This is a genomic window from Collinsella sp. wc0529, from assembly GCF_046116875.1.
Taxonomy (GTDB): Bacteria; Actinomycetota; Coriobacteriia; order Coriobacteriales; family Coriobacteriaceae; genus Collinsella.
In genome coordinates this window covers 1-26,323 of the sequence record NZ_JBJXBO010000002.1, presented here as the reverse complement: position 1 = coordinate 26,323, position 26,323 = coordinate 1, and the positions used below count along the sequence as shown (strand labels likewise).

Here is a 26,323-nt window from a genome sequence, read left to right as displayed (position 1 = left end):
TTTTACCCGAAGGCTTCTTGGCGGTAGCCGGCACCGATGTCAGCGAGCGCGGTTTCGATGCGCCCAGCGTGCGACTCGGACGCGCCGCCTTAGTTCCTGTCGAGGGCTTAGGAGTTGCCATAGGACGGGCAGGCTTGGCGCCCATAACAGGCTTTGACGTCACCGAGGGACGCGAGGACTTTTTTGCGGCCGGACGATTACCGAGCTGCGAGCCGACAACCGGACGACTGGTCTGTCGAGCATGCCCGACAGACTTAGAGTGCGCGACGGTATTGCGTTGAGGTTTGGCAGGCGCGCCGGAACGCCCTCCGGCACGGCGGAAGGTGGGTTTCGATGCTCTAGAAGCCGAGGAATTTAACTTCCGGTCTGAGCTCGATGCCATACGCCTCCCTCACCTTTCCGTGTACATGTCTGATAACCGCGGCAACGTCATCGGCCGAGGCAGTTCCGTTATTAACGATAAAATTAGCGTGAACGGGCGAAACTTCCGCGCCGCCAATCGAAAAACCCTTTAATCCACAATCCTCGATAAGCTTGCCCACGCTCGCATCGGGCGGGTTGCGAAAGACCGACCCGCAGGATGCGCGACCCATGGGCTGTGTACGCTTGCGCCTCGTCAGGTACCGTTCCATGCGCTCGCGGATGTCGGCCTTGGCCGCCGGTTTAAGCTTGAGCACGCACTCGAGGATGATCTCATTGCGGGGAAGGCTACATTCGCGGTAGCCCCAAGTGATCTCGGACCCCGCATAATGCTTGATACCGGATGCCGGGTCAAACGTTACGACATCCTCGACCAGCGAGCCAATCCACTCGGTCCGTGTGCCGGCATTCATAGATATCGCACCGCCGACCGAACCAGGGATGCCAACGGCAAACTCAAGGCCCGAGAGGCTACGCGACAGGGCATCGTTGACCAGGCGCGCAAACATCACGCCCGCACCGACCGTCAGCGTACAACCGTCATCGGCAACAACCGTGCGCTGAAACTCACGTCCGAGCGAAATGACGGCACCGCGATAACCGCCATCGGCAACCAGCAGATTGGAGCCCTTGCCGATGATGACCCACGGCACCTGCTCGCGATCGAGCACCGCCACGGCGCGGCGGAGGGCATGATAGCTATGGCACGTCACAAAGAGGTCAGCCTTGCCGCCGATACGATAGCTCGTATGACGCGCAAGGCGCTCGTCCTCGATCACATCCGTGTCGATCATACCCGAGAGCGCCATGACGGCGTTAAACAGACCCATTAGACTTAAGCGTCTTTCTTGGCAGTCAGATACTCGATAAACTCGGGACCGACGGTCGTAACGTCACCAGCACCCATAGTGAGCAGCAGGTCGCCCGCGCCCACCATCTGCTCGAGCTCCTGATTGAGCTCAAGACGGCTGGAGCAGTACACGACCTCCTTGCCAGGATGCTTGGCGCGCACGGTATCGGCGAGCATCTTAGAGGTGACACCCGGAATGGGCATCTCGCCAGCCGAGAACACATCAATCAGCAGCAGTTTATCGGCATTGGCAAATGCATCGGCAAAGTCGTCGCACAGGGCCTGCAGGCGCGAATAGCGGTGCGGCTGGAACACGACGTCGACGTGCTTGTAGCCCAGCGACGAAGCAGCAGCAAGCGTCGCCTTGATCTCGGTGGGGTGATGGCCGTAATCATCGACCACGGTGATGCCATCGATATCGCCCACGTGGGTAAAGCGACGGCGGACGCCCTCAAAGCTCGAGAGCGCCTTGGCGGCGGCGTCGATGTCAAGGCCCAGGACATGGGCGACGGTGAGCACCGCCGTGGCGTTGAGCATGTTGTGGCGACCGGGATTGCTCTTGATCTCCACAGCGTGTTCAGTGCCGTCCTCAAAGCGAACGATAAAGTCGCTCTGGATGCCCTTGACATCCGGGTGCATGCAGACGATGTCGTTGCTCTCGGCAAAGCCGTAGGAAAGCACGTGACGACCCGTCGACTTGGCGAGCTCGACCAGATGCGGGTCCTCACCGCAGACGATGACGGTGCCGTCCTCGCCCACCAGGCTCATGAATTTGGCGAAAGTTGCCTCGATCTCCTCGATACCCGAGTAGTGATCGAGGTGGTCGGCTTCGACGTTGGTCACAATGACTACGTTGGGGTTCAGGAACAGGAAGGAGCTATCGGACTCGTCGGCTTCGGCGACAAAGTAGTCGCCCGAGCCGTTCTTGCCGTTCGTGTCATAGCCCTCGACGATGCCACCGATCAGGAAGCTCGGATCCAGACCCATGCGGTCGAGCATGGTGGCGCACATCGAAGACGTGGTGGTCTTGCCATGCGTGCCGGCAACAGCGACGGTGGTGTAGCCGTGGCCCAAAGCAGAGAGCATCTTGGCACGGGGCCACACGGGAATACCAAGCTCGCGAGCGCGCACGAGTTCAGGGTTGGACTCCGGAATAGCGGTGGAGACAACAACCACGTCGGGCTTGACCTCGTCGATCGTGGCGGCCTCATGGCCCACATGCACCTTCACACCAGCGCGGGTAAGCTGGCGGATATAACGTGACGTCTTAAGGTCGGAGCCGGTAACGGCATAACCGCGCTCGTGAAGAACGAGGGCGATGCCGCTCATGCCGGCGCCGCCGATACCGATAAAGTGGGCGCTCTTAAACTCGGGCGCGGAGGTTGCAGTCTGGGAATCAGCCATGTGCTCGTGTACTCCTTGCGTAAACACTGCCTGTAACCCGTTAACTGTACCGCACCTACCGCATCAGCGCGAGGGCGACCGACGATATCCCGTCTAACTAACGCAAACCCTCTACCGCATCCGCCAGAAGAGCGGCGGCCCTATCCTGAGCCAGACCACGCGCCGCCTGACGCATGGCGTCGCGCGCCGCCGCGTCATCGACCAGGTGCAGCAGCTCATCGGCAAAGGCAGAACCGTCGATATCGGCATCGGCGCAGAGCACGCCGGCCCCGGCGTCGACCAGATAACGAGCATTGGTGGTTTGGTGGTCGGCTGTCGCATGCGGATACGGCACGAGCACCGAAGGCACGGCGAGCGCAGCGATCTCGGCCACGCTCGATGCGCCCGAACGCGAGAGCACCAAATCGGCAGCAGCCAGCATATCGCCCATGTTGTCGATGTAAGGCTGGACGCGGTAACGCTTCGCCTCCTCGGGCGTCAGCGCCAAAGCGCGCTCGGTCTCCTCAAAGCCGTCGGCACCCGTCGAATGCAACACATAGAGATTTTTGCGCGAAAGCAGCTCGTTTTTGAGCGAAGCCACGCGCTCGTTGAGGTGCTGGGCGCCAAGTGAACCGCCAAAGACGAGCAGCAGCGTAGCGTCCTCGGGAACGCCAAGTGCCTTGCGGCCGCGAGCGCGATCTCCCTCGATCACCGAGCGACGTACGGGATTGCCGGTCATGAGCACGTGGTCAGGGTCACCTTCGTGCTCAAAGACCGAGCGCGCTGCCGGCACCGAGATGCACACGCGGGCGGCGTGGGAGTTCATCATCTTGTTGGCCAGGCCCGGAACAGAGTTCTGCTCATGCAGCAGATACGGAACGCCCGCGCCCTTACACCACCCCAGCAGCGGAACCTCGACATAGGCACCAAAACCAATGGCGGCATCGGGCTTGCCAACCTTTGAGAAATGACTGGCGAGCGCACGTTTGGCCTTGTTGACACGCCACAGCGAGGTCAGCGCCGTCCAAGGACGGGAGCGGTCGAAGCCCGTGACCGTAATGGGCACAAAATCAAACCCAGCCTCGGGGACCAGACGACCCTCGAGCTTGCGCGACTGGCCCACGAACACAACGTGGTGACCACGGTCACGCAGCTCTTCGGCCAAGGCGAGCGCGGGGTTGATGTGTCCTGCCGTGCCGCCGGCTGCAATAGCAACGGTCATTTTATCGGTCATGGTAGTCCCTTCGTACACGCGGTCCCTGGTCGTCGGTGCGCAGACGCGCCGACGGGTCCGAGTTCAAATCGATTCGATTATATCCGCCGCCCGCGTTGCGAGGGCTGGGGCGCTGCGGACGGCCTTGCGGAGCCGTTCGCGAGCGTGGACGAGCTGCCGGCTCGGATGCAGAACCATCCAGAACGGTAAAGCCGCTACGCGAAGGTCGTTCACCGCGCACATGGGCTACGCCGGCGGTGCTCTCATCCATAACGGCAAAGCTCTCACGGCGGCGGTCATACTCATCGCGGCGGGCGCTCTCGTACGAAACGCGCAGGATCAACCCGGCAAGCATAAGCGACACAATAATCGACGAACCGCCGTAGCTAATAAACGGCAACGGTTTGCCCGTCATGGGAAATACGTTGAGGATGCCCAGCGCGTTAATCAAAAACTGCACCGCGAGAATGACTGCGGAGCCAGACGCCATGAGCGCGCCCCGACGATCGGTCGCCTGCTCGGCAATGCGAAACGCCGAGTAGATCAGCATCGCAAACACCAAGAAGAACAGTACGGTTCCGACAAAACCGACTTCCTCGCCAATGATGGCCAAGATGTAGTCGTTGTGTGCCTCGGGCAGATACGAGTACTTCATGGTTGAGTTGCCGATGCCACGGCCGAACAGACCGCCCGAGGCAAAGGCCATGATGGCAAGCGTGGCCTGATAGCCGTCACCATACTCGTCGGCCCAAGGGTTCAAGGCAACCTGAATACGCACCATACGGTACGGCTCTGCGACAAGCGCAATCACGATCACGAGAATGCCGAAGATTAGCACGCCGATGATAAATCTGGGGTCGAGACCCGCAAACAACGCCATGCACATGAGGGTCAACAGGATGATCAGGACAGTACCGAAATCGGGCTGGATAAAGATCAGAAAGAGCGAAATGCCCAGGTAGATGCCCATCTTGCGAAGGAATTCGTTGATGTTGCCACCGGGCGAAAAGAAGCGATCGAGCATGATGGCCGAATACGCAATGGCAAATGGCTTTAAAAACTCGGAAGGCTGGAACTGAATACCGGCGATGTTGAGCCAGCGCGTGGCGCCGCGGCTGCCGCTGCCCACCAAGAACACCAGAAGCAGTAGCCCTATCATGCCTATGAGGAAGATCCTGAGCACATCCTCCCCAAACCAGCTGTCCGGCAAAACGCGCACGATGGCAATCAGCGCCAGAACACCGACCACTGCAAACGCGGCCTGTCGGCCCAGAAAAAACGTCGCCGAGCCATTCTCGTGCAGCGCCTCGACCGAAGACGCCGAGTACACCATCAGCAGGCCAAAGCATACCAAGGTAAACAAGCAGGCCATGAATATCAAACGGGGGCGCATGATACGGGCGGGAACGCCGGCAATATAGCGTTCGCTAAACGACTGCCCGCCGCGGCTGGAACGCGGTGTGATGCGCCGTGAGGAAGCACGGTCCGAGTCGGGCCTCCTCATACCTTGTCGGGGGCTCTCCTCTCTCACCGCAACCCCTATTCCATTTGTGATTTCGCTGTAGCGGCAAGCTGAGCCACGTAGTCCTTAAACACACGGCCGCGCTCCTCATAGCCCGAGAACTCATCGAACGAAGAGCAGGCAGGAGAAAGTAAGATCACGTCACCACGGCTCGAAAGCGAACGGGCAACGTCCACGGCGTCGCGCAGGTCATCCGCCTGGGCGATATCCACATCGCCATCGACATCAGCCTCGTCCATAGCGGCGGTGAAGCGCTCGCGCGCATCGCCAAAACAGACGACCGAGCGCACGTTGTCCATAACGACGCGCGCGAAGTCCGTGAGCGGCGTGCCCTTATCGTGGCCGCCGAGCAGCAAGATCACGTCGTCATCGGGAAATGCCGTCAGTGCCTTCTCGACCGCATCGGTGTTGGTAGCCTTGGAATCGTTGACGTAGCGCACGCCGTCAATCTCGCCACACGGCTCCACGCGGTGCTCGAGCGGCTGGAACGAGGCAAGACCGCGGCAGACACCGTCGACATCGGCACCAACTGCCAAGGCAGCCGTAGCAGCGCACAGGGCATTGATAACATTGTGATGGCCCGAGATCTTGAGCTCGGATGTAGCGATGAGCGGGGTCTCGACGCCCTTCAGACGCACGATCATCTTGCCATCGCGCACAAAGGCGGCATCCTCGCCCTCAGGCTCGTCAAAGGCAACCTTGCAGATGCGACGACCCGGCGTGTAGATGTACTCATCGAACTCGTGAATGCCGGCGTCTTCGACGTCGACAACTGCCAGATCGTCATCGACCATATTGTCAAACAGTTTGATCTTGGCAAGCGCATAGTTCTTATGTCTCTTATGCCAGCCCAAGTGGTCGGGAGTGATGTTGAGCAGCACCGCCACGCGGGGGTGAAGCTCGGTTGTCGTAGCAATCTGATAGCTCGAGAGCTCAGCCACAAACCACTCGTTGTGGGCTCGGCCGTCAATCTCGTTGACCGGCGGCTCGCCGATGTTGCCGACAGCAACGCTGGCCTCGCCGGCAGCCTTAAGCAGATAATCAGCCAGCGACGTGGTGGTCGTCTTGCCGTTGGTGCCCGTGATGGCAATCCAGTTATCGGGCGACAGGCGATAGGCAAACTCGGGCTCACCCATAATCTGGGCGGCATGCTCGCGCCCGGCCTTAAAGAAGCCCGAGAACTCCGAGATGCCCGGGCACGTCACGCATACGTCATAGGCGCCCTCGACCTGTTCGGTCCCATAGACAAACGACGCACCAGCAGCCTCGAGCGCACGCGTGGCGTCATTGGGCTCAGAGGTGCCGCCGCCATACACGGTAACGGCGCTTACGCGCTCGGGATGTGCCAGCGCCCAGCGGGCGACATCGAGACCGGATTTGCCCTGACCCAAAACGAGCAGGCTAAAGACATCAGCAAGAGGCATGAAAGACCACTATCCCAACTGGAAGAACAGGGCAAGGCCAACGGCACCAAAGGCCGCAGCGATAATCCAAAAACGGATGACGACCTTGGTCTCGGCCCAGCCCTTCTTTTCGAAATGATGATGGATGGGCGCCATAAGGAAGACGCGCTTGTGCGTAAAGTGGAAGTAGACAACCTGAATCATGACCGACAGGGTCTCAACGATAAACAGGCCGCCGATGATGAGGGAGACGACCTCGGTGTTGGTCATGATGGACGTGCAGGCAAACGCGGCGCCCAGGGCAAGCGAGCCGGTATCGCCCATAAAGATGCTCGCCGGATAGCAGTTGAACCACAGAAAGCCCAAGCAGGCACCGGCACACGCGGTACAGAAGATGGACAGGTTCACGTCTCCGTGCAAAAACGCCATGGCGGCCATGGCAAGCATGGCAATCATGGAGGTGCCGCCAGCAAGACCGTCAAGGCCATCGGTCAGGTTCACGGCATTGGAAAGACCGGCAATCATCAGCCAGCAAAAGACAATGTAGAGCCACGGGAACGAAAGGCCGCAGATGGTGGTCGAAAGAACACCGAGGTCAATCGTCAGGCCGCCGGGAAAACGAATCTCGGGGGCGACGCCGCACCAGTTGACGGCGAGCACCGTAAAGGTGACACAGATAATGGTTAGGCCGATCATCTTGGCATGGGGCGTCAGACCGAGCGAGCGCCCATGCGTAACGGAGGTCAGGTCGTCGATCAGGCCCAGCACGCCGGTCGCCAGCGTGGCGAGCAGCACGAGCACGAGCTCGGTGGTGAGCTTGCCCATCAGCAGACAGGTCAGCGAGATCGCGACGAGGATGACAACGCCACCCATGGTGGGCGTTCCCTGCTTAACCAAATGACGCTTGGGGCCGTCGGCACGAACCTGCTGGCCGATACCCTCGACCTTGAGTAGCTTGATCCACCACGGCATGAGCAGCAGCGCAATGGCAGCGGCGATGCCAAGCCCCAAAAAAGCCTGATACGTGGGATACGAGGGATTGCCGAACATGGGCTAGCACACACCTTCCACAAAGCGGTCGAGCTCAACAAAACGGGAACCCTTGACCAGTACAACATCATGTTTTTCAAGTGCGCCGCCCATACGGTCAAGCACCTGTTGATAATCGGAAAACACCTGGATGCGGTCCTCATCCATACCCATCATGCGCGCGGCATCGGCCATAAGCTGGGCCAGCTCACCACCCACGCACGCCAGCATGTCGAGCTTCTTGGCGGCGGCATAGGCGCCCACGAGCTCATGCATGCGAGGAGCCTCATCGCCCATCTCGCCCATCTCGCCCAGAATCGCCATACGAGACCCCGTGCACGAAAGCGAGCACAGCAGGTCGAGACCGGCTGCCATGGATTCGGCACTGGCGTTATAGGAATCGTCGATGACGCGGGCACCGCTCTTGGCGCGCTTGATCTCCTGGCGGTGACCGGTGATCGTGAGGCCCCTAAAGGCAGCATCGATCTGCTCGGGCGTCAGGCTCAGGCGATAGGCAACCGCGGCGGCCTTAACGGCATTTGGGACGGACTGCACGCCGGGGATGGCAAGCATGGTATCGATCGTCTCGCCCTGGCCAAAATCGAGCGTAAAGACCGGACGGCCCTCGTCATCAACACGAATGTCGCGGGCACGGACCTCATCATCGTCCGAGACGCCGGCCAGCATCACGTCGATACCAGCAGGCTGGGCGAACGTATCGCGAATGAACGGCGTAAAGTCGTCCTCGCCGCCCAAAACCAGCAGCGGCAAATAGTCGCCGGCGGCGCGCATACCCTGGACAATCTCGGCCTTAGCGCGGGCGATGTTCTCGCGGCTGCCCAAAATGCCGATGTGAGAGGTACCAATCTTGCTCACGATGGCAAGGTTGGGATTGGCGGACTGGGACAGGCGCTCAATCTCGTGGAAATGGTTCATGCCCATCTCGAGCACCAGGACCTCGGTATCGGCCGGAGCGGAAAGCACCGTGAGCGGCATGCCGATCAGGTTATTGAAATTGCCCTTGGTGGCCCAGACACGATAGCGCTTGCCGAGCACGGCGGCGAGCACGTCCTTGGTCGTCGTCTTGCCGATGGAACCGGTAATGCCAACGACCAGGCAGCCAAGCTCCAGGCGATACGTGTGCGCCAAACGCAGCAGAAACTCCTCGGGATCATCGGTCAGCAGGATGGCGCACCCCTTGTCCTGCGCCAGCGAGACCAGCTCGGCCTCGGGCTCACGCGTCATCACGACGGCGCCGGCACCCGACTGGACGGCACGGGAAGCAAAATCATTGCCGTCGACGTTTTCACCGGGAAAGGCGACGAAAATCGTCCCTTCCTCGACCTGACGCGAGTCGATAACGCACCCGCGGCATACCCGATCGGCTTCTCCCGTCACGGTTCGGGCCCCTGTTGCGGCCACGAGGTTGTTGACGGCGATCTCTATCATTGCAGCTCCCCTGTAAACCTAATAATGCTATCGGCGTATTGTATCCCAGCGCCGCGCATGCGTGGTGCAGGGCATGTGAACACCCCTCATATGGGACAACAAACCACGCCCCAAAGATTGTAACCCCCTACTTCGTGTGCGGGATACCCAGCACGTCGAGCGCGTTGGCCATAATGGACTGGAACGGCACCGCAGCGGCATCCGAGCCGCTCGGCGTTCCGTCGAGCGTGATATAGCACAGCACCTTGGGCGATTGTGCCGGTGCAAAGCCCATAAAGGACGACATGTAGTTCTCCTTGAGGTAGCCGCCGTTCTCGTCGGCACGTTCGGCCGTACCGGTCTTACCCGCCACGTCATAGCCGTCAACCGCGCCGCCAACGCCCGTTCCCTCGGACACGACCGTCTGCATGCACGATGTCACCTGGGATGCGGCATCCTCAGAAATCGCGCGCTCGCCTTCGCCCCAGTCCTTCTCGTCGCCTTTGCTGGACTTATAGAAGTGCGGGGTCATCATCACGCCGCCGTTGGCGATGCCGCCCACGGCACGTGCGATCTCAATTGGCGAGACGGACAGTGCCTGTCCAAAGCTCATCGAGCCCAGCGTGGCGCCGTCATACTGGTCACGCTCCTTGACGATACCCAGGCTCTCTCCCGGAAAATCGACACCCGAGCTGTGACCGATGCCCCACTTGTCCACATAGGCGGCAAAGTCGTCGGCACCGATCTTGCGCCCCACTAGGACAAAGCCCACGTTGGACGAACGGCGCATCATCTCGCGCACATCCATGGTCATGGCATAGTCGCGCTTGTCGGCATCGGTGACGGTATCGTCGCCCACCTTGATGCTCGCCGGCACCTCAAACGACGTACTCGATCGCACGACGCCCAAGTCGAAGCCGGCGCCCGCCACGAGCGTCTTAAAGACCGAGCCGGGCTCGTAGGCGTCGGTGACCAGGCGCAGATTCATATCCTCGGTCTTGGCATTCTCCAGATCGGTCTGGTCGTAGGTCGGGTACGAGCAGGCTGCCAAAATCTCGCCTGTCGTAGGATCGGTGACCAGCGCCGAGCCGTTCTTGGCCTTAGTCTTCTCAACTGCCTCTGCCAGGGCATCCTCGGCCGCACGCTGGATATTGACGTCGAGCGTCGTCACGATATCAACGCCGTCGACCGCAGCCACCTTTTTATAGGCACCGCCCGCGATATAGCTGCCGTCCCTCGCGCGCTCGCGTACGAGAGAACCGTTCGTGCCGGTCAGAAGCTTGTTGTATTGCTTTTCGAGACCCGTCAAGCCGTCGTTGTCTACATTCACTACACCCAGCACCTGCGATGCCAGATTGCCGTATGGATATACGCGCTTCATGGCCTGCTCAAAAAGCACGCCGGGCAGGTTCTTCTTCTCCAGCGCCGCAACATCGTCTTCGTCCACCTGGCGCTTGATATACACCCAGGTTCCATCGGACTCAACGAGCTTGCGGCAGGTCTTTTTATCGATTCCAGTTGCCTTGACCAGCGCCGACACCGTCTTGTCAACATCCTCGACAAGCTGCGGGTTCACGGCGATGTTGCGACATTCGACCGACGACGCCAGCACGTTACCATTGCGGTCGTAGACGGTGCCACGTTTGGCATAGAGGGTCTGCGCAAGCAGGCGGCGCGCATCGGCACGCTCGCGCAGTTTATCGGCTTCGACAATTTGATAGTCGGCAAGGCGAAAGACGCCCAAGCCCAAGCCAAGCCCAATGAAGCCCATGACGGCTTTGCGGCGAGGCAGAGGCGCGCCTGTGAGCCATTCGGTCGACGAACTCTTGCGCGACCTGGTGTTATGCACTTGAGGGCCGCCCGAGCCGCGAAGTCGCGACGCCGGGTCGTTGCCACGGGACTGCCCGGCGTTGTAAGATTGCCGACCCGTTCCTTGATAACCAGAACGTCCCCGCGACGAGGGACGTCCAGAACCGCGGCCCCCATCGGAACCGCGGCGATAGTCATTTGTCATACTCAGCTACCGTCTTGCTACTGAGCGGTCGCGGTCGCGTTGGCGCCCGCGGCTGCATCCTGCGAAAAGTCAAGTGTAACGCTCTCGCTGGGCTCCACCATGCCATAAGCGCCCGCAAGGTCGCGAATGCGCGTGTCGGCGCCATAGACCGAATGCATGACCTCCAGGTCGGAGCTCTCATCGGTCGCTTTTTCGAGCGTGTTGGTAAGCTCGGCGTTGCTGTTGAGCACCTGGGCCGTAACGCCGGCGAGCGCCACGCGGGCGACGCCGATCGTCATGAAGATAGCCGCAATGATGCAAAACGTTTTAAGAACGCTCATGAAAACCGGGCTTACCGCCTGGTTTGCCTGACGGCCCGCGCCCGTGTAGACATCAAAGCGCGGCGTGCGCTGCTCACGGGGAGCAACGGGGGCCTGCGGCGTCTCACGATAGGCGGGCATGGCGTTCATATCATAGGCGAGTGCTGCGCTTGAAGTGTTGTAGCCCATGATATGCCGCCTCCCATCCCGAGTACGTTGGTAGTGTGTTTAAGCTTCGTTTATGGTGCGAGCGGGAGGTCCAATATCGCGCGGTCGCGCCTACAGACGCTGTGCCACGCGAATTTTGGCTGATCTCGCCCGAGGGTTGCGCTCAACCTCATCAGGCTGGGCAACCAAGGGTTTGCGCGTGATGACCTTGAGTATCGGCACGTTGCCGCACACGCACACCGGAATCTCCGGCGGACACGTGCACTCCTGGCTCATCTCCTTAAAGTGGTTCTTAACGATACGGTCCTCGAGCGAGTGATACGAGATGACGCAGATACGTCCGCCCGGGTTGAGCCACCTGGTGGCGGCATCAAGCCCTCGTTCGAGTACATCGAGCTCGTGATTGACCTCGATGCGAATGGCCTGGAAACTTTTCTTGGCCGGGTGTCCACCATGCCGACGAGCGGCAGCCGGGATACCCGCCTTGATGATCTCGACAAATTGGCCGGTGGTTTCGATCGGTTCTTGCTCGCGGCGGCGCACGATCTCGCGCGCGATCTGCGAGGCGAACTTCTCTTCGCCGTAGACGCGTAGAATCCGGGCGAGGTCGTGTTCGTTATAGGTGTTGATGACCTCAGCTGCGTTTAAGGTGTTATTGCCCGGATCCATCCGCATGTCCAATGGGGCGTCCTCGTTATACGAAAAGCCCCTGCCAGGGATATCGAGTTGCGGTGACGAAACGCCCAAATCGAACAGGAAGCCATCGACCCCGGGCACCTCGGCCGAGCAAAGCAGCTCGTCCAAGTCGCCGAAGTTGCCCTTCAGCAGCCGGTGCGGAACGCCGGGAACCTCGCGGTCCAGACGGGCGCCAGCGGCCTCTAGGGCCATGTCGTCCTGATCGACGCCGAGCAAAAGGCCCGTCTCCCCCACCTGCGCGGCCATCTTTACCGAATGGCCGGCACCGCCAAGGGTGCAATCGCAGACAACGGAGCCGCTCTTTAGCCGCAGCGACTCAAGCACTTCGCCGAGCATGACAGGTTCATGCCGATATTCTTGTGTCAAGATCCCACGCTCCATCCGTTACCCGTGCCTTGCCCTTACGAGAAGAAGAGGTCCAGCAGGGCCTCATCGTCATCGTCCTCATCGGCCGCGGCGCGATCCCAAACCTCAAGGTGGTCGTAGTTGCCCACAACCGTGACCTCGCGGTCGAGGTTCGCCTGCTTGCGGAGAGACTCGGAAAGACCGATACGACCGGCGCTGTCCACGTCCATCGACGTGGTGCGCTTGTTGATCGCCCTCATGAGCTTCTGGTCATTAATGTCACGCGGGTTAAAACCCTCGTGGCCCTCACGACCCGCGAAGAGTCCTTCGACCCACTTATCGAAGGCCTCGGCAGAGAACACGTACAGAGCATCGACATCCAGGGCTTTGAACACGCGAACGTGCTCTCCAAGCTCCTCGCGAAGGGGTGCAGGCAGGGACAGACGACCTTTTGCATCGAGATTGCGCTCGTATGCACCAGTCATTCCCATGTGCGCCCTCCCCTCGGTTACTCAGATGGCACGTACGCGGGGAACCACCCCGCCTGTCGACGTCATCAATAATATGGGGAACTGCCCCATTTTTCAACACCTTTCCCCACCCCTTCCCCCACCCCGCCCCACCACTCCACTCACCATATATTGCAAAACACCCCCAAGCATATGTTCGAAAACACAATATGTTGTGTTTTCAGCAAAGGCGTGATGCCACCTGTAGAACCACACCCGCGAACCTCAACCTTCAAGTTGACCTTGAGGCGATTTTTACGTCCCTTTACATGCCGTTCACATCGTCCCCAAACTCCCCCACCCAAGGCACGTGCGGCCCACCACCGCGACGCCAAGTGGCGAAAAATGGGACGGGCCCCAGATTGCCCATGCGCGCGCAAAAGCACGCCGTGGCAATCTGGGGCCCGTCCCCAAATACCTATAAATTTGCAGGTCAGCGATGAGTTAACGATGCGCCAGCGGGTGCGCCGCCAGATAGACCTCGGTCAGTTGCGTACGATCGACATGCGTGTAGACCTGCGTGGTCGATATATCGGCATGTCCCAAGATCTCCTGTAGCACACGGAGGTCTGCGCCGCCCGCAAGCATATGGGTGGCAAAGGAGTGACGCAGCGTATGGGGATGGAGTCCCACCAGCCCCACCTGGCGCCCATAGCGCTCACAGATGGCATGGATGCCCTGGCGTGACAGACGGCGGCCGTTCTTATTTAAAAAGACCGCCGAGGTCTCGGTTCCGCGGGCATGGGCCGCCAAGCGGGAACGCCCCTCAGTTACATAGAGCGTCAGAGCTCGCGCCGCGCTTCCCACCAGCGGTGACAGGCGTTCCTTTGAGCCCTTACCGCGAACGAGCACAAAGCCATCGTCGATATGGATATCGCCCACATCGAGCCCCACCAACTCGCTCACACGTAAACCGCATCCGTAGAGCACTTCCAAGATGGCATGGTCGCGCAAGCCCATCTCGCCCTCGGGAAAGTCTTGATCGAGCAGCGCCGAGACATCCTCCACCGATAGATACTCCGGCAAACGCTCAGCCTTTTTAGGCAGGCGCAACGCCGCCGTTGGATTTTGGGCCACAGCCCCATCGCGCACCAAAAAGGCATGCAGGCCCTTCACGGCCGCAAGCGCACGCTCCACTGAGGCATCGGAATAGCCCCCATCGCGACGGTCGGCAACAAAGCCCTCCACGACCTGACGAGTCACCTCTTCAAAAGACACAATACCCGCCCGCTCCAGATAGGCGCAGTACGTCGTCAGGTCACGACGATAGGCCGCAATCGTGTTGCGCGCCAAACCCCGCTCGACCGCGAGGTAATCGAGATACTCCCCCGCCGCCACGGCGAGCGACGAGGGAGTAGCTTCGGTATGTTCCTTATTCGCCGGCACCCTTAGTCCGTAGCGAGGTTCATGGGCGTCACCTGCAGACGGTCGACACCCTCGTGCTGGCCGATCGAAGCGCGCACGAACTCGCGGAACAGCGGCTGCGGGTTGGTCGGGCGGCTCTTGAACTCGGGATGAGCCTGGGTTGCCACATACCACGGATGCACGTCGCGCGGCAGCTCGACCATCTCGACCAGGCGCTCGTCGGGCGACAGGCCCGAGATAACCAAACCGGCGTCCTCGAGCTGGTCGCGGAAGGCGTTGTTGAACTCAAAGCGATGACGGTGACGCTCGTAGACGAGTTCCTCGCCATATGCCTCGCGAGCGAGGGTATCGGCGGCGAGCTTGCACGGATAGGCGCCCAGGCGCATGGTGCCGCCCTTCTCGGTCACGTCCTCCTGCGAGCTCATCAGATCGATGACGCTATACGGGCCATCCGGATCGAACTCGGAGGAGCTGGCGCCGGCAAGGCCGACGACGTTGCGCGCAAATTCGCACACGGCCACCTGCATACCCAGGCAAATGCCCAGATACGGAATCTTGTGCTCACGGGCAAACTCGGCCGCGAGGATCTTGCCCTCCAGGGCGCGCTTGCCAAAGCCGCCGGGGACCAGGATGCCCGAGGCGTCGCCCAGAACCTCGGAGACATTCTGCTCGTCGAGGCTCTCGCCGTCGACCAGCTGGACGTCCACATGGCGATCGTAGAAGACGCCCGCATGGTGCAGGGCCTCGATAACCGACAGGTACGCATCGGGCAGCTGCGTGTACTTGCCCACGACGGCGATCTTCACCTTGTCGGCGTGATGGTTGGCGTGGTTCTGTTTGCGCAGGAACTCGTTCCACTCGCTCATGTCGCGCTCACGCGGGTCCAGACCCAGGCGCTCGCAAATGCGCAGGTCAAAATCCTGCTCGGCAAGCAGCTGCGGAACATCGTAAATGCTCGCGCAGTCCTCGTTGGTAAAGACACAATCGGTGTCGACGTCGCAGAAGCTTGCGATCTTTCCGCGGATAGCGTCATCGATATGGTGGTCGGAGCGCAGCACGATGATATCGGGCTGGATGCCAAAGCTGCGGAGCTCCTTGACGGAATGCTGCGTGGGCTTGGTCTTGACCTCGTGGGCGGCGGCGATATAGGGAACGAGCGACACGTGGATATAGCAGACGTTCTCGGGGCCGGCCTCCTTGCGGTACTGACGGATGGCCTCGACAAACGGTTGGGACTCGATGTCGCCGATCGTGCCGCCCAGCTCGGTGATGACTACATCGGAGCCGGTCTGCTCCTCGATGCGGCGGAACTTGTCCTTAATGGCATTGGTGACGTGAGGAATCACCTGCACGGTACCGCCCAAAAAGTCGCCGCGACGCTCGCGGGCGATCAAGCTCTTATAGATGGCGCCGGTCGTAAAGTTGGAATCGCGGGTCAGGTTCTCATCAATAAAGCGCTCGTAATGACCCAGGTCCAGGTCGGACTCGTAACCATCCTCGGTAACGAAGACCTCACCATGCTGGAAGGGGCTCATGGTACCGGGGTCGACGTTCAGATACGGATCGGCCTTCTGCATCGTTACTTTGTAGCCACGCGACTTGAGCAGACGGCCCAGCGAGGCCGCGGTGATACCCTTGCCCAGAGACGAAACCACGCCACCGGTTACGAACACATGCTTGGTCATATTGAGTTACCTGCGCTTCCCGTAGAAGTTGTTTATCCACATCTTACGGGTCTTCATTGTAATACTCGCGCCGCGGACCGTTCGCAATTTTTCTCGCGTGAGATTGCATTTCTCAATCTTGAAACAAAACGCCGCCCGGTTTCCCAGGCGGCGTCGCTATGGCAAGGGTTACATGCTGCTATCGATCAGCAACCTCGTCCTCAAGCATTTCTTGAACGAGCATGCCGGTACGGACGCCCTCAAGATACCACTCGCCACGTTCGGTGAGGCAAATGCCATTTGCAAGCTGACCGCCGTCGTCGCTATAACGCGAGACGACATCAATCATGCCTTCGGAATCCAAGCGATCGATTGCGGCGCGGGCACGATACGGCGAAACCCCCACGCGCTCGGCAAGCGTTTTGCGCGAGAAACCATACGGCCCGCCATTGTCTTCGGTTTGCTGGTCGATCTCCATCAACACCAGCACCTCGACACGCTTCATATCGTTGACACTCGCACGACCCTTGCCCGCCATAGCAGCCTCCTCAAACCGAGCACGAGCATCTAACGCGCCGTGCGCGACCGACACACCTCACGATGGCAGGTAATATCCATCATGCGGCATCCCGCTAAGGATGAAACAGTTACGGTTATTGTATACCGCTCAAATTGTTTCTAGGCAGGTAAACAGCTATTTTTCGCCGAAATAGGCGCTTTATTGATCAAAAAGCCGTACCGGGCGCTAACCCGATACGGCCAAAATGCAATGCAATTACCGCGGTGCTTCAAACTTAGCGATGGAAGAAACCGCGGCGCTCAAACTTGGGCTCGCAGCACACGTTGATACCCAGTTTGCGCAGTACCGTCTCGTCCGTCGGCGAGATAATCACGCTAAAGAAGGCATCGCAACCGCGCAGCTGCTCCAGGCCCGAAAGGACGCGAGCGGCCGTCTCACTCGTGGCCGAGGTGATCGACAGCGCCATAAGCGTCTCGTCGGTGTGGAGGCGCGGGTTTTTGCTGCCCAGGAAATGCGTCTTGAGCTTGCTGATGGGCTCGATCGCTTCATCGCTAATGACCTCGAGCTCAAGGTCGACGCCCGAGACATGCTTAAGTGCATTCATGATGAGCGAGCTCGCGGCGCCCAGGCGCGTGGAAGTCTTGCCGGTCACCACGGAGCCATCGGGCATGACCATGGCACCCACGGGACCACCCGTCAGCTGCTCCCTGGTGAGGGCCGCCGAGCGCGCCGGTGAGTAGTTCTTATCGATGCCGGCTTTCTTCATAATAATCTTGAGACGGTCGACTTGCTCATCGCCCACGCCGGTACGGCGCACATTTTCGACCGCGGTAAAGTAGCGGCGGACGATCTCCATCTTGGAAGCGTCGCGGCAGGCATCGTCATCGGTGATGGCAAAGCCGACCATATTGACGCCCATGTCCGTAGGGCTCTGGTAGGGGCTCTTGCCCAGGATCTTTTCCATCAGGGCACGGACTACCGGGAAGGCCTCGACGTCGCGGTTGTAGTTGACCGTGGTCTTGTTGTAGGCCTCAAGGTGGAACGAATCGATGATATTGGCGTCGTCGAGGTCAGCCGTGGCGGCCTCGTAGGCAATATTGACCGGATGCGTCAGAGGAAGATTCCAGACAGGGAAGGTCTCGAACTTGGCATAGCCGGCGGCCGTGCCATGCTTGTGCTCGTGATAGAGCTGAGACAGGCAGGTGGCAAGCTTGCCCGAGCCCGGACCGGGGGCAGTGACCACGACGAGCGGTCGGGTGGTCTCGACAAACTCGTTCTTGCCGTAGCCATCGTCGGACACGATCAGATCGACATCGTGCGGATACCCCTCGATGGGATAGTGCAGCTTGGCGGGAATACCGAGCGCGTTCAGGCGGTTGCGGAACACATCGGCAGCGGGCTGGCCGGCATACTGGGTGATGACCACAGCCGCGACGGCAAAGCCGTTGCCGCGGAACAGGTCGACCAGGCGCAGCACATCCTCGTCATAGGTAATACCGAGGTCACCACGAGCCTTGTTTTTCTCGATGTGGTTCGCGTTGATCGCGATGATAACCTCGACATCGTCGGCGATGCTCTTGAGCATGCGGAACTTGCTGTCCGGTTCAAAACCCGGCAGCACTCGGCTCGCATGATAGTCATCGAACAGCTTACCGCCAAACTCCAAATAGAGCTTGCCACCAAACTGCGAGATGCGCTCCTTAATGTGAGCAGCCTGCAGCTCGATATACTTCGCGTTGTCGAAACCCTGGCGCATGTATGGCTCCCGTCCCGTTTCCAATTAATGTTCTAGGCGATTATAACGGAGCAGACCCTCCCCAACGCCCAAGCAATCAACTGGCACCAACCAAACACGCCATCGATAAGTTGCGGTGAAATAGTTCCCGTTTAACCCCTCAAGACGGCCAAACAGGAACTATTCCACCGCAACTTCCCCTTTTGGCGCAAAGTAATCTGACCTCTTTGCACCAACAGCAGAAACGTTGCGGGCAGAGAACGGACAGCGAACAGGCACCAGAGCGAGCAAGCTGTCCCCCTGCAGCAACAATGGCAGCGCCGCAGGTGGGGCAAAAGTCAGCGAAAGCCCGCCAGAGCGAGCAAGGTGACGTGAAAGAGGAGGGCATAGGCCTTTTGGCCATGCCCGACGATTGAACGTCACCTTGCTCGCTCTGGCGGGCTTGCAGCGTCGAGTGGTTCCGGCGTTTGGTAAAACGCCGGAACACAAGAGCGCCCCCTCCCGCGCACGGAACGGGAGGGGGCTAAAGGTAGGAGTCTACCGGTGGGTTGACCCCACCGGACAGACGATGACCAGGTGATCCTTTACAGGATCGTCAAGGTTTCCGTGGGGTACCCGTTGGGTACTTAGATCAGCACGCAGGCGACGGTCAGGATGACGGCGCAGACGACGGAGAGAGCGACGATGAGCTTAAGGGCAAACTTGAGCCAGGTCGTCCACTCGATCTTGGCCAGGGCGAGACCGCCCATGATGGCGCCGGAGGTCGGGGTGAACAGGTTCACGACACCGATGGCGGCGGAGAAGATCATGACCATGACCTCAGGCGAGAAGCCGAGCTTAACAGCCAGCGGTCCCATGATGGGCATGGAGACGGTGGCCATACCGGAGGTCGAGGGGATCAGGAAGGACAGGCCGAAGTAGACCAGGAAGCTCATGGGAGCGAAGATCACGCCGGACAGGCCAGCCAGGGCATTGGCAGCAGCGTCGAGGACGAAGACATCGAGGCCGGTGTTAGCCATGAGGACGGAGATACCACGGGCGAGGGCGATGACGAGAACAACGGACATCATGTCGGCAGCGCCGGTGATGAAGGTGTTAACGATCTGCTTCTCGGACAGGCCACCGATGATACCGATCAGGACGGCCATGAGGAAGAACCAGGTGGAAGCCTCGTCGAAGTACCACTGGCCAATGGGCAGGCCGGTGATCAGGGCAGACCAGCCCTGGACGACGGCGTTACCGTCGGCGTCGTAGACAGCGCCAGCGTCGAAGAAGTTGGCGACGCCCTCGTTGAGGTCGGCCAGCGGAATGAAGCCGACGATCATGACGACGAAGGTGAAGGCGAAGGCGATCAGAACACCCTTCTGACGACCGGTGAGCTTGACCTCCTTGTGGACCTCGGAAGCAGCCTTGCCGTGAGCCTCTTCGGCGTCCTTGAGCTCCTGCATCGACAGGATGGTGGAACCCTTGTCAGCCTTGACCTTCTTGGCGTAGCTCATCACGAAGAAGATGGACATAGCGGTAGTGACAATCCACAGGACGGCACCGAGGCCGATGATGATGGACTGGTTGACCTCAATGCCAACGCCGGTCAGAGCGTCGACGGCAGCGCCGACGGCGAACGGGTTAACCGTGGAGCCCAGGCAGCCGCAGCCAGCGCCGAGCAGGACGGTAGCGGCACCGACCATGGGGTCGAAGCCAGCAGCCATCATGGTAGCGGCGAGCAGGGCGTAGAAGGGAACGGTCTCCTCGCACATACCATAGGTGGTACCACCGAGGGAGAAGATGAGCATCAGCACGGGAATGAGCATAATCTCGTTGCCCTTAAGCTTCTGCACCAGAACGGCGATGCCGTTGTCCAGGGCGCCGGTCTCGGTCATCATGCCGAGGAAGCCGCCCAGGATCATAACGAAGAGGCAGACGGGCAGAGCGTCAGCGAAGCCCTTAATCGGGGCGGTGCAGAAATCGCTCAGACGGGCGGCAGTAACCGCGCCGCCGGACGTGCCGGAGACGATAACGGTAATCACTGCGACAATTGCCAGCAGAGCAAGAAGAATGGTGAACGATGAAGGCATACCGCGCTTTTTCTTAGCGGTCTCAGTCATAGTTCTCATCCCCCCTTCATAAATCATTTACTGATCTCGCCAGAAGCGGCTCTTCCGTGCCGTGCCTGCCGCTTGTTGCGAGATTATTACCAGATAAAACCGCTCGGGGTGTGCAGCAATACACCCCGAGCGAGATGCTAGATGCTCTTACTTGAGCGTGGCGTACATGACAGCCTTGATGGTGTGCATGCGGTTCTCGGCCTCGTCGAAGACCTTGGAAGCGGGGCTCTCGAAGACCTCGTCGGTGACCTCCTGCTCGGTGATGCCGAACTGCTCGCACTTCTCGGCGCCAATGGTGGTGTTGGTATCGTGGAAGCTGGGCAGGCAGTGCAGGAAGATAGCACCCGGGTTGGCCATAGCCATGACCTCGGAGGTGACACGATACGGGGTGAGCTGAGCGATGCGCTCGGCCCAGACCTCGTCGGGCTCGCCCATGGAGACCCACACGTCGGTGTAGATAACGTCGGCACCGGTGACGCCGTCCTTGACGTCGGTGGTCAGCTTGATGGTGCAGCCGTTAGCCTCGGCGATGGGCTTGCAGGCCTCGATGACGTCGTCAGCGGGCATGCACTCCTCGGGGCCGCAGGCCACGAAGTTCATGCCGAGCTTGGAGCAGACGACCATGAGGGAGCGAGCGACATTGTTCTTGCAGTCGCCCATGAAGACGAGGGTCTTGCCCTTGATGTCGTAGTTGAAGTTCTCCTGGACGGTCAGGATGTCGGCGAGCATCTGGGTGGGGTGCCACTCGGTGGTCAGGCCGTTCCACACGGGCACGCCGGACTTAGCAGCGAGCTCCTCGACGTCGTCCTGGGCAAAGCCACGGAACTCGATGCCGTCATACATGCGGCCGAGAACGCGGGCGGTGTCCTCGATGGACTCCTTCTTGCCCATCTGCGACGAACCCGGATCGAGGTAGGTGACGCCCATGCCCAGATCCATGCCGCCGACCTCGAAGGCGCAGCGGGTACGAGTGGAGGTCTTCTGGAAGAGCAGAACGATATTCTTGCCCTCGAGATAGCGGTGCGGAACGCCAGCGCGCTTCATATCCTTGAAGTTCTTGGAGAGCTTGAGCAGGTACTCGATCTCCTCGGTGGTGAGGTCGAGAAGCTTGAGGAAGCTACGGCCGGAGAGGTTAACACCCATGGTTCGATTCCTTTCGAAGAAATGAATTACGTAAGTATTAGTGTTGCCCGTTTAACGGGCGAAGCCGGTGCGGTTGTAGGGGGACCGCACCGGAAACGGAAAGACTTAGAGGTCCTCGCGCCAGAAGGGCATGCTCATGCAGCGCGGGCCGCCGCGGCCGCGGGAGAGCTCGGCGGAGGGCACGACGAGAAGGTCCAGGCCCTCCTTGTACAGCACGTCGTTGGTGACGGTGTTGCGGGCGTAGACGCAGATCTTGCCGGGCTCGACGCACAGGGTGTTGGAGCCGTCGTTCCACTGCTCGCGGGAGGCCGCGATCGGGTCGCCGCCGCCGCAGGGGATCAGCTTGACCTGGTCGACGCCGGTGGCGTCCTCCAGGACGTGCTCGAGGGTGTCCTCGATCAGGCGGATGTTCACGTCGCCCGGGTTCTTGCCGGCGGTCAGCTCGTAGACGCGCAGGGTGCCCATGATGGCGGGGTGGATCGTGAACTTATCGACGTCGATCTGGGTGAAGACCGTGTCGAGGTGCATGAAGGCGCGCGAGACCGGGATGTCGAAGGCCAGGATGCGCTCGACCTTGGAGTCGGAGTTCCAGAAGATGTTCTGGGCCATGACGTCGATCGCGGCGGCCTGGGTGCGCTGGGAGATGCCGACGGCGAGGGTCTTCTCGTTGATGTTCAGCACGTCGCCGCCCTCGGTGTGGAACTGGCAGTCGCGGCGGAAGTACAGCGAGACGTCCTTGTAGTCGGGGTGGTACTTGAAGACGTACTTGCCGTACAGGGTCTCGCGGTTGCGGGTGACCGAGTACATGCGGTTGAGGTTGACGCCCTCGCCGATGACCGCGAACGGGTCGCGGGTGAAGTAGAGGTTGGGCATCGGGTCGATGATCAGGTCGGACTCGGACTCGGAGTTGACCAGGGAGTCGAGGGTCGTGGACGCCGTGAGGGGCATGTCGATCTCGGACTTGGTCATGCCGGCCATGGTCTTCTTGACGAACTCGAGGTTGTCCTCGATGGAGTCCAGCTTCTCGCGGACGATCTGCGGCATGTGCTGGCCGCGGATGCCGGCCTCGGCGATGTACTGGTCGGTGAACTCGGCGCGGGCGCCGGGGACCTGGTCGAACACCTCGGCGACGAGGTTCTCGAGATAGAGGACCTCCACGCCCTGGTCCCTCAGGATCTGGGCGAAGGTGTCGTGCTCCTGCTGCGCGACCTCCAGGAACGGGACGTCGTCGAACAGGAGTCGCTCGAGCTCGTCGGGCGGCAGGTTGAGGAGCTCGTCGCCGGGACGGTGCAGGCAGACCTTCCTGAGCTTGCCGATCTCGGAAGGCACGTGCAGACCTTTCGTCATGGCCTCCTACCTTTCTTTCGGGCCCTTGTCAGGGCCGATTCGTTAGCGCCCCTCCGTGTGAGGCGTTATTGCTGACGACATATTTATATCCAAAATCAGCTCATACTTCCACCTTGCCCCCGAACGGTTTTTTATAGGGAGTGAACGGCATACACATATACTTCACGCATGGCACACTTCATCTTAATAAAGCGTATTTACGTGCTTAAACGCGTTTTAATCCTAAAATCAAATGGAACTAAACTTTGTTAAACCATCCTCAAATTGCATATTTCCAATAAAGCTATGAATAGAATTAGCGGTTCACACCGCGTCTCAACCATTTTCACTTTTATTCAGAAAAAAGTTTGTCCTATTCATTTCTGGTAAATAAATTACCGTTTACCAGACGCTTGATACCGTTCACCGGAAACTCAGTATAAGGCCCAGCGGATACCGGCTCGCTTTACGGCCCCATTTGTAACAACTTGACTTCTCGGTATAGAAAAACGGACTCGCTTCCCCTAGGGAAACGAGTCCGTTTTCGATTATCTTCGGCTAATTTGGATAAGGCCCCCGAAGACCATCGGAATCCTAGCGATCGAACTCCGCCAGTGCCTCGCCCAAAAGTCTCAGGCCCTCGCGCAGAACGTCCTCGCTCGCGCAGTAGCCCAGGCGTGCGCCGCAGGGAAGCTCAAAACGGCTACCGGGGACCAGCAGCACTCCCCTCTCGGACAGCAGGCGCCTGCAGAACTCCTCGTCATCCTCGGGAATATCCAACTGGATAAACGAGGTGGACACGCCCTGCGGGGCCGTCCAGGAGACACGCTGCTGCGTATCGATCCAAGCCTGTGCGATATCGCGGTTGCCAAACACGATATCGCGGTTGCGCTCGAGAATCTTGCCCTTGTGCTCGAGCACGTAGGTCGCCAAAGCATTGTTAAACACGCCACCGCAGATCATGGTGTAGTCGCGGTAGGTGCGGATGCGGTTGGACAACTCTTCGTCCGCGACGACCCAGCCCACGCGGGCCGCAGGCGTCGAATAGGTCTTCGACAACGAGTTGGTGACAATGGCCCTCTCGTACACGTCGACCATCGACATAAAGGACTCAGTGTTTTCGAGCGGCAGATATACCTCGTCGCACAGCACGTAGGCGCCCACCGAGCGGGCGATCTCGGCAATCTGACCGAGCATATCGGCATCGAGCACCGTACCGATGGGGTTCGATGCGTTGTTTATGCAGATAAGCTTGGTGTTGGGGCGCACCAAGCGCTTGAGTTCCTCGATATCGGGCTTCCAGCCGAGTTCCTCGCGAAGCTCCCAATACTCGACCTCGGCGCCCAGCGTGCGCGGAATCTCGTAGAGCGGCGCATAGGTGGGCCACTCGGCGATAACATGGTCGCCGGGCTCGACCACAGCCATGATGGCGTTGAGGTTAGCGCCCGTGCAGCCATTGGTCTGCAGAATGTGATCGGGATTGACCTCCCGACGATACAGCTTGGCAACCTCGGCCTTAAACTCCGGCGAGCCCTCGATCCAGCCGTAGTTCATCTTCTCGCGGTCCAGGCGCTCGTAGAACGTGGCGCCGTCCTGCTCATCGAGCGCGCGCAGCTCGCCCATGGTGAGCGACGAGATCGTCGACTGGGCGATGTCCCACGTGGCACTCTTCTCCCAAACGTTGAGCCATTCCTCAACGCCAATCGTCTTGATGTCCATGGCCAAGCTCCTTACAAAAGCAGTCATCCAATCGTGTTGACGTTCCTCATACAAGATTGGGGCGGTGCGAAAACCCGCACCGCCCCAATGGGAGACATCTAATGGCAGCTAGATGTATGTATTAAGACCTGTACGGGTCCTAGAAGACCCTAGAGGTCCTCGCGCCAGAAGGGCATGCTCATGCAGCGCGGGCCGCCGCGGCCGCGGGAGAGCTCGGCGGAGGGCACGACGAGAAGGTCCAGGCCCTCCTTGTACAGCACGTCGTTGGTGACGGTGTTGCGGGCGTAGACGCAGATCTTGCCGGGCTCGACGCACAGGGTGTTGGAGCCGTCGTTCCACTGCTCGCGGGAGGCCGCGATCGGGTCGCCGCCGCCGCAGGGGATCAGCTTGACCTGGTCGACGCCGGTGGCGTCCTCCAGGACGTGCTCGAGGGTGTCCTCGATCAGGCGGATGTTCACGTCGCCCGGGTTCTTGCCGGCGGTCAGCTCGTAGACGCGCAGGGTGCCCATGATGGCGGGGTGGATCGTGAACTTATCGACGTCGATCTGGGTGAAGACCGTGTCGAGGTGCATGAAGGCGCGCGAGACCGGGATGTCGAAGGCCAGGATGCGCTCGACCTTGGAGTCGGAGTTCCAGAAGATGTTCTGGGCCATGACGTCGATCGCGGCGGCCTGGGTGCGCTGGGAGATGCCGACGGCGAGGGTCTTCTCGTTGATGTTCAGCACGTCGCCGCCCTCGGTGTGGAACTGGCAGTCGCGGCGGAAGTACAGCGAGACGTCCTTGTAGTCGGGGTGGTACTTGAAGACGTACTTGCCGTACAGGGTCTCGCGGTTGCGGGTGACCGAGTACATGCGGTTGAGGTTGACGCCCTCGCCGATGACCGCGAACGGGTCGCGGGTGAAGTAGAGGTTGGGCATCGGGTCGATGATCAGGTCGGACTCGGACTCGGAGTTGACCAGGGAGTCGAGGGTCGTGGACGCCGTGAGGGGCATGTCGATCTCGGACTTGGTCATGCCGGCCATGGTCTTCTTGACGAACTCGAGGTTGTCCTCGATGGAGTCCAGCTTCTCGCGGACGATCTGCGGCATGTGCTGGCCGCGGATGCCGGCCTCGGCGATGTACTGGTCGGTGAACTCGGCGCGGGCGCCGGGGACCTGGTCGAACACCTCGGCGACGAGGTTCTCGAGATAGAGGACCTCCACGCCCTGGTCCCTCAGGATCTGGGCGAAGGTGTCGTGCTCCTGCTGCGCGACCTCCAGGAACGGGACGTCGTCGAACAGGAGTCGCTCGAGCTCGTCGGGCGGCAGGTTGAGGAGCTCGTCGCCGGGACGGTGCAGGCAGACCTTCCTGAGCTTGCCGATCTCGGAAGGCACGTGCAGACCTTTCGTCATGGCCTCCTACCTTTCTTTCGGGCCCTTGTCAGGGCCGATTCGTTAGCGCCCCTCCGTGTGAGGCGTTATTGCTGAC

Annotated in this window: 20 protein-coding genes; all 20 read right to left on the bottom strand. The window is 60.2% G+C overall.

The features are described 5' to 3' along the window. Window positions 1-338: 338 nt before the first annotated feature. Entirely contained in the window at window positions 339-1,250 is a 912-nt protein-coding gene (gene murB, locus ACKUTP_RS06690; protein ID WP_409063891.1) for a UDP-N-acetylmuramate dehydrogenase, read from the bottom strand. 5 nt (window positions 1,251-1,255) lie between these two features. Further along, complete coding sequence (gene murC / locus ACKUTP_RS06685) at window positions 1,256-2,674, bottom strand: UDP-N-acetylmuramate--L-alanine ligase (RefSeq protein ID WP_148332204.1); 1,419 nt, start codon at window positions 2,672-2,674, stop codon at window positions 1,256-1,258. 97 nt (window positions 2,675-2,771) lie between these two features. Then, window positions 2,772-3,887: an undecaprenyldiphospho-muramoylpentapeptide beta-N-acetylglucosaminyltransferase gene (gene murG / locus ACKUTP_RS06680; RefSeq protein WP_349090786.1), complete on the bottom strand. Its 1,116-nt coding sequence runs from the start codon at window positions 3,885-3,887 to the stop codon at window positions 2,772-2,774. Next, window positions 3,877-5,238 carry a putative lipid II flippase FtsW gene (ftsW, locus tag ACKUTP_RS06675; RefSeq protein WP_260699167.1) on the bottom strand — a complete coding sequence of 454 codons (1,362 nt, stop codon included), beginning with the start codon at window positions 5,236-5,238 and terminating at the stop codon, window positions 3,877-3,879. Before ftsW ends, murG begins: the two co-directional genes overlap by 11 nt. A gap of 167 nt (window positions 5,239-5,405) precedes the next feature. Next, window positions 5,406-6,812, bottom strand: a complete 1,407-nt coding sequence (gene murD, locus ACKUTP_RS06670) for a UDP-N-acetylmuramoyl-L-alanine--D-glutamate ligase (protein WP_409063890.1) — start codon at window positions 6,810-6,812, stop codon at window positions 5,406-5,408. Window positions 6,813-6,821: 9 nt separating this feature from the next. Beyond that, window positions 6,822-7,841, bottom strand: coding sequence for a phospho-N-acetylmuramoyl-pentapeptide-transferase (gene mraY / locus ACKUTP_RS06665; protein ID WP_006234262.1), 1,020 nt, complete (start codon window positions 7,839-7,841; stop codon window positions 6,822-6,824). 3 nt (window positions 7,842-7,844) lie between these two features. After that, window positions 7,845-9,269 carry a UDP-N-acetylmuramoyl-tripeptide--D-alanyl-D-alanine ligase gene (gene murF / locus ACKUTP_RS06660; protein WP_409063889.1) on the bottom strand — a complete coding sequence of 475 codons (1,425 nt, stop codon included), beginning with the start codon at window positions 9,267-9,269 and terminating at the stop codon, window positions 7,845-7,847. A gap of 127 nt (window positions 9,270-9,396) precedes the next feature. After that, window positions 9,397-11,097, bottom strand: a complete 1,701-nt coding sequence (locus ACKUTP_RS06655; RefSeq protein ID WP_409063888.1) for a peptidoglycan D,D-transpeptidase FtsI family protein — start codon at window positions 11,095-11,097, stop codon at window positions 9,397-9,399. Between the two features lie 182 nt (window positions 11,098-11,279). Next, window positions 11,280-11,750, bottom strand: a complete 471-nt coding sequence (locus ACKUTP_RS06650) for a hypothetical protein (RefSeq protein WP_022094483.1) — start codon at window positions 11,748-11,750, stop codon at window positions 11,280-11,282. Between the two features lie 90 nt (window positions 11,751-11,840). After that, window positions 11,841-12,806, bottom strand: coding sequence for a 16S rRNA (cytosine(1402)-N(4))-methyltransferase RsmH (gene rsmH / locus ACKUTP_RS06645; protein WP_409063887.1), 966 nt, complete (start codon window positions 12,804-12,806; stop codon window positions 11,841-11,843). A gap of 20 nt (window positions 12,807-12,826) precedes the next feature. After that, complete coding sequence (locus ACKUTP_RS06640) at window positions 12,827-13,261, bottom strand: division/cell wall cluster transcriptional repressor MraZ (protein ID WP_006234269.1); 435 nt, start codon at window positions 13,259-13,261, stop codon at window positions 12,827-12,829. Window positions 13,262-13,723: 462 nt separating this feature from the next. Beyond that, entirely contained in the window at window positions 13,724-14,665 is a 942-nt protein-coding gene (gene xerD, locus ACKUTP_RS06635) for a site-specific tyrosine recombinase XerD (protein WP_171025140.1), read from the bottom strand. 2 nt (window positions 14,666-14,667) lie between these two features. Further along, window positions 14,668-16,329, bottom strand: a complete 1,662-nt coding sequence (locus ACKUTP_RS06630; protein WP_006234274.1) for a CTP synthase — start codon at window positions 16,327-16,329, stop codon at window positions 14,668-14,670. 178 nt (window positions 16,330-16,507) lie between these two features. Then, window positions 16,508-16,846 carry a hypothetical protein gene (locus ACKUTP_RS06625; protein WP_040358312.1) on the bottom strand — a complete coding sequence of 113 codons (339 nt, stop codon included), beginning with the start codon at window positions 16,844-16,846 and terminating at the stop codon, window positions 16,508-16,510. Window positions 16,847-17,102: 256 nt separating this feature from the next. Then, window positions 17,103-18,584 (bottom strand): DUF1846 domain-containing protein, encoded by a 1,482-nt coding sequence (locus ACKUTP_RS06620; RefSeq protein ID WP_006234276.1) that lies wholly within the window; start codon window positions 18,582-18,584, stop codon window positions 17,103-17,105. 605 nt (window positions 18,585-19,189) lie between these two features. Continuing rightward, the gene (locus tag ACKUTP_RS06615) at window positions 19,190-20,677 is read right to left on the bottom strand and encodes a YfcC family protein (protein ID WP_394815226.1); all 1,488 of its coding nucleotides are present in this window, start codon (window positions 20,675-20,677) and stop codon (window positions 19,190-19,192) included. Window positions 20,678-20,815: 138 nt separating this feature from the next. Beyond that, entirely contained in the window at window positions 20,816-21,811 is a 996-nt protein-coding gene (gene argF, locus ACKUTP_RS06610) for an ornithine carbamoyltransferase (protein ID WP_006234279.1), read from the bottom strand. A gap of 105 nt (window positions 21,812-21,916) precedes the next feature. Beyond that, window positions 21,917-23,158, bottom strand: coding sequence for an arginine deiminase (arcA, locus tag ACKUTP_RS06605; RefSeq protein WP_349088903.1), 1,242 nt, complete (start codon window positions 23,156-23,158; stop codon window positions 21,917-21,919). Between the two features lie 573 nt (window positions 23,159-23,731). Further along, window positions 23,732-24,856 carry an aminotransferase gene (locus ACKUTP_RS06600; RefSeq protein WP_409063886.1) on the bottom strand — a complete coding sequence of 375 codons (1,125 nt, stop codon included), beginning with the start codon at window positions 24,854-24,856 and terminating at the stop codon, window positions 23,732-23,734. Window positions 24,857-25,005: 149 nt separating this feature from the next. Beyond that, complete coding sequence (arcA, locus tag ACKUTP_RS06595) at window positions 25,006-26,247, bottom strand: arginine deiminase (RefSeq protein ID WP_349088903.1); 1,242 nt, start codon at window positions 26,245-26,247, stop codon at window positions 25,006-25,008. Window positions 26,248-26,323: the final 76 nt, after the last annotated feature.

What these genes read in the sequence shown, in the direction of transcription:
- ACKUTP_RS06625 (WP_040358312.1), bottom strand. Translation starts at nt 16,846, where the DNA reads ATGGCGGGCAAGGGTCGTGCGAGTGTCAACGATATGAAGCGTGTCGAG.
- murG (WP_349090786.1), bottom strand. Translation starts at nt 3,887, where the DNA reads ATGACCGATAAAATGACCGTTGCTATTGCAGCCGGCGGCACGGCAGGA.
- murF (WP_409063889.1), bottom strand. Translation starts at nt 9,269, where the DNA reads ATGATAGAGATCGCCGTCAACAACCTCGTGGCCGCAACAGGGGCCCGA.
- ACKUTP_RS06650 (WP_022094483.1), bottom strand. Translation starts at nt 11,750, where the DNA reads ATGGGCTACAACACTTCAAGCGCAGCACTCGCCTATGATATGAACGCC.
- ACKUTP_RS06640 (WP_006234269.1), bottom strand. Translation starts at nt 13,261, where the DNA reads ATGGGAATGACTGGTGCATACGAGCGCAATCTCGATGCAAAAGGTCGT.
- ACKUTP_RS06615 (WP_394815226.1), bottom strand. Translation starts at nt 20,677, where the DNA reads ATGAGAACTATGACTGAGACCGCTAAGAAAAAGCGCGGTATGCCTTCA.
- mraY (WP_006234262.1), bottom strand. Translation starts at nt 7,841, where the DNA reads ATGTTCGGCAATCCCTCGTATCCCACGTATCAGGCTTTTTTGGGGCTT.
- murC (WP_148332204.1), bottom strand. Translation starts at nt 2,674, where the DNA reads ATGGCTGATTCCCAGACTGCAACCTCCGCGCCCGAGTTTAAGAGCGCC.
- arcA (WP_349088903.1), bottom strand. Translation starts at nt 23,158, where the DNA reads ATGACGAAAGGTCTGCACGTGCCTTCCGAGATCGGCAAGCTCAGGAAG.
- murB (WP_409063891.1), bottom strand. Translation starts at nt 1,250, where the DNA reads ATGGGTCTGTTTAACGCCGTCATGGCGCTCTCGGGTATGATCGACACG.
- murD (WP_409063890.1), bottom strand. Translation starts at nt 6,812, where the DNA reads ATGCCTCTTGCTGATGTCTTTAGCCTGCTCGTTTTGGGTCAGGGCAAA.
- ACKUTP_RS06630 (WP_006234274.1), bottom strand. Translation starts at nt 16,329, where the DNA reads ATGACCAAGCATGTGTTCGTAACCGGTGGCGTGGTTTCGTCTCTGGGC.
- ftsW (WP_260699167.1), bottom strand. Translation starts at nt 5,238, where the DNA reads ATGGCCTGCTTGTTTACCTTGGTATGCTTTGGCCTGCTGATGGTGTAC.
- ACKUTP_RS06600 (WP_409063886.1), bottom strand. Translation starts at nt 24,856, where the DNA reads ATGGACATCAAGACGATTGGCGTTGAGGAATGGCTCAACGTTTGGGAG.
- arcA (WP_349088903.1), bottom strand. Translation starts at nt 26,247, where the DNA reads ATGACGAAAGGTCTGCACGTGCCTTCCGAGATCGGCAAGCTCAGGAAG.
- rsmH (WP_409063887.1), bottom strand. Translation starts at nt 12,806, where the DNA reads ATGGAGCGTGGGATCTTGACACAAGAATATCGGCATGAACCTGTCATG.
- ACKUTP_RS06620 (WP_006234276.1), bottom strand. Translation starts at nt 18,584, where the DNA reads ATGCGCCAGGGTTTCGACAACGCGAAGTATATCGAGCTGCAGGCTGCT.
- argF (WP_006234279.1), bottom strand. Translation starts at nt 21,811, where the DNA reads ATGGGTGTTAACCTCTCCGGCCGTAGCTTCCTCAAGCTTCTCGACCTC.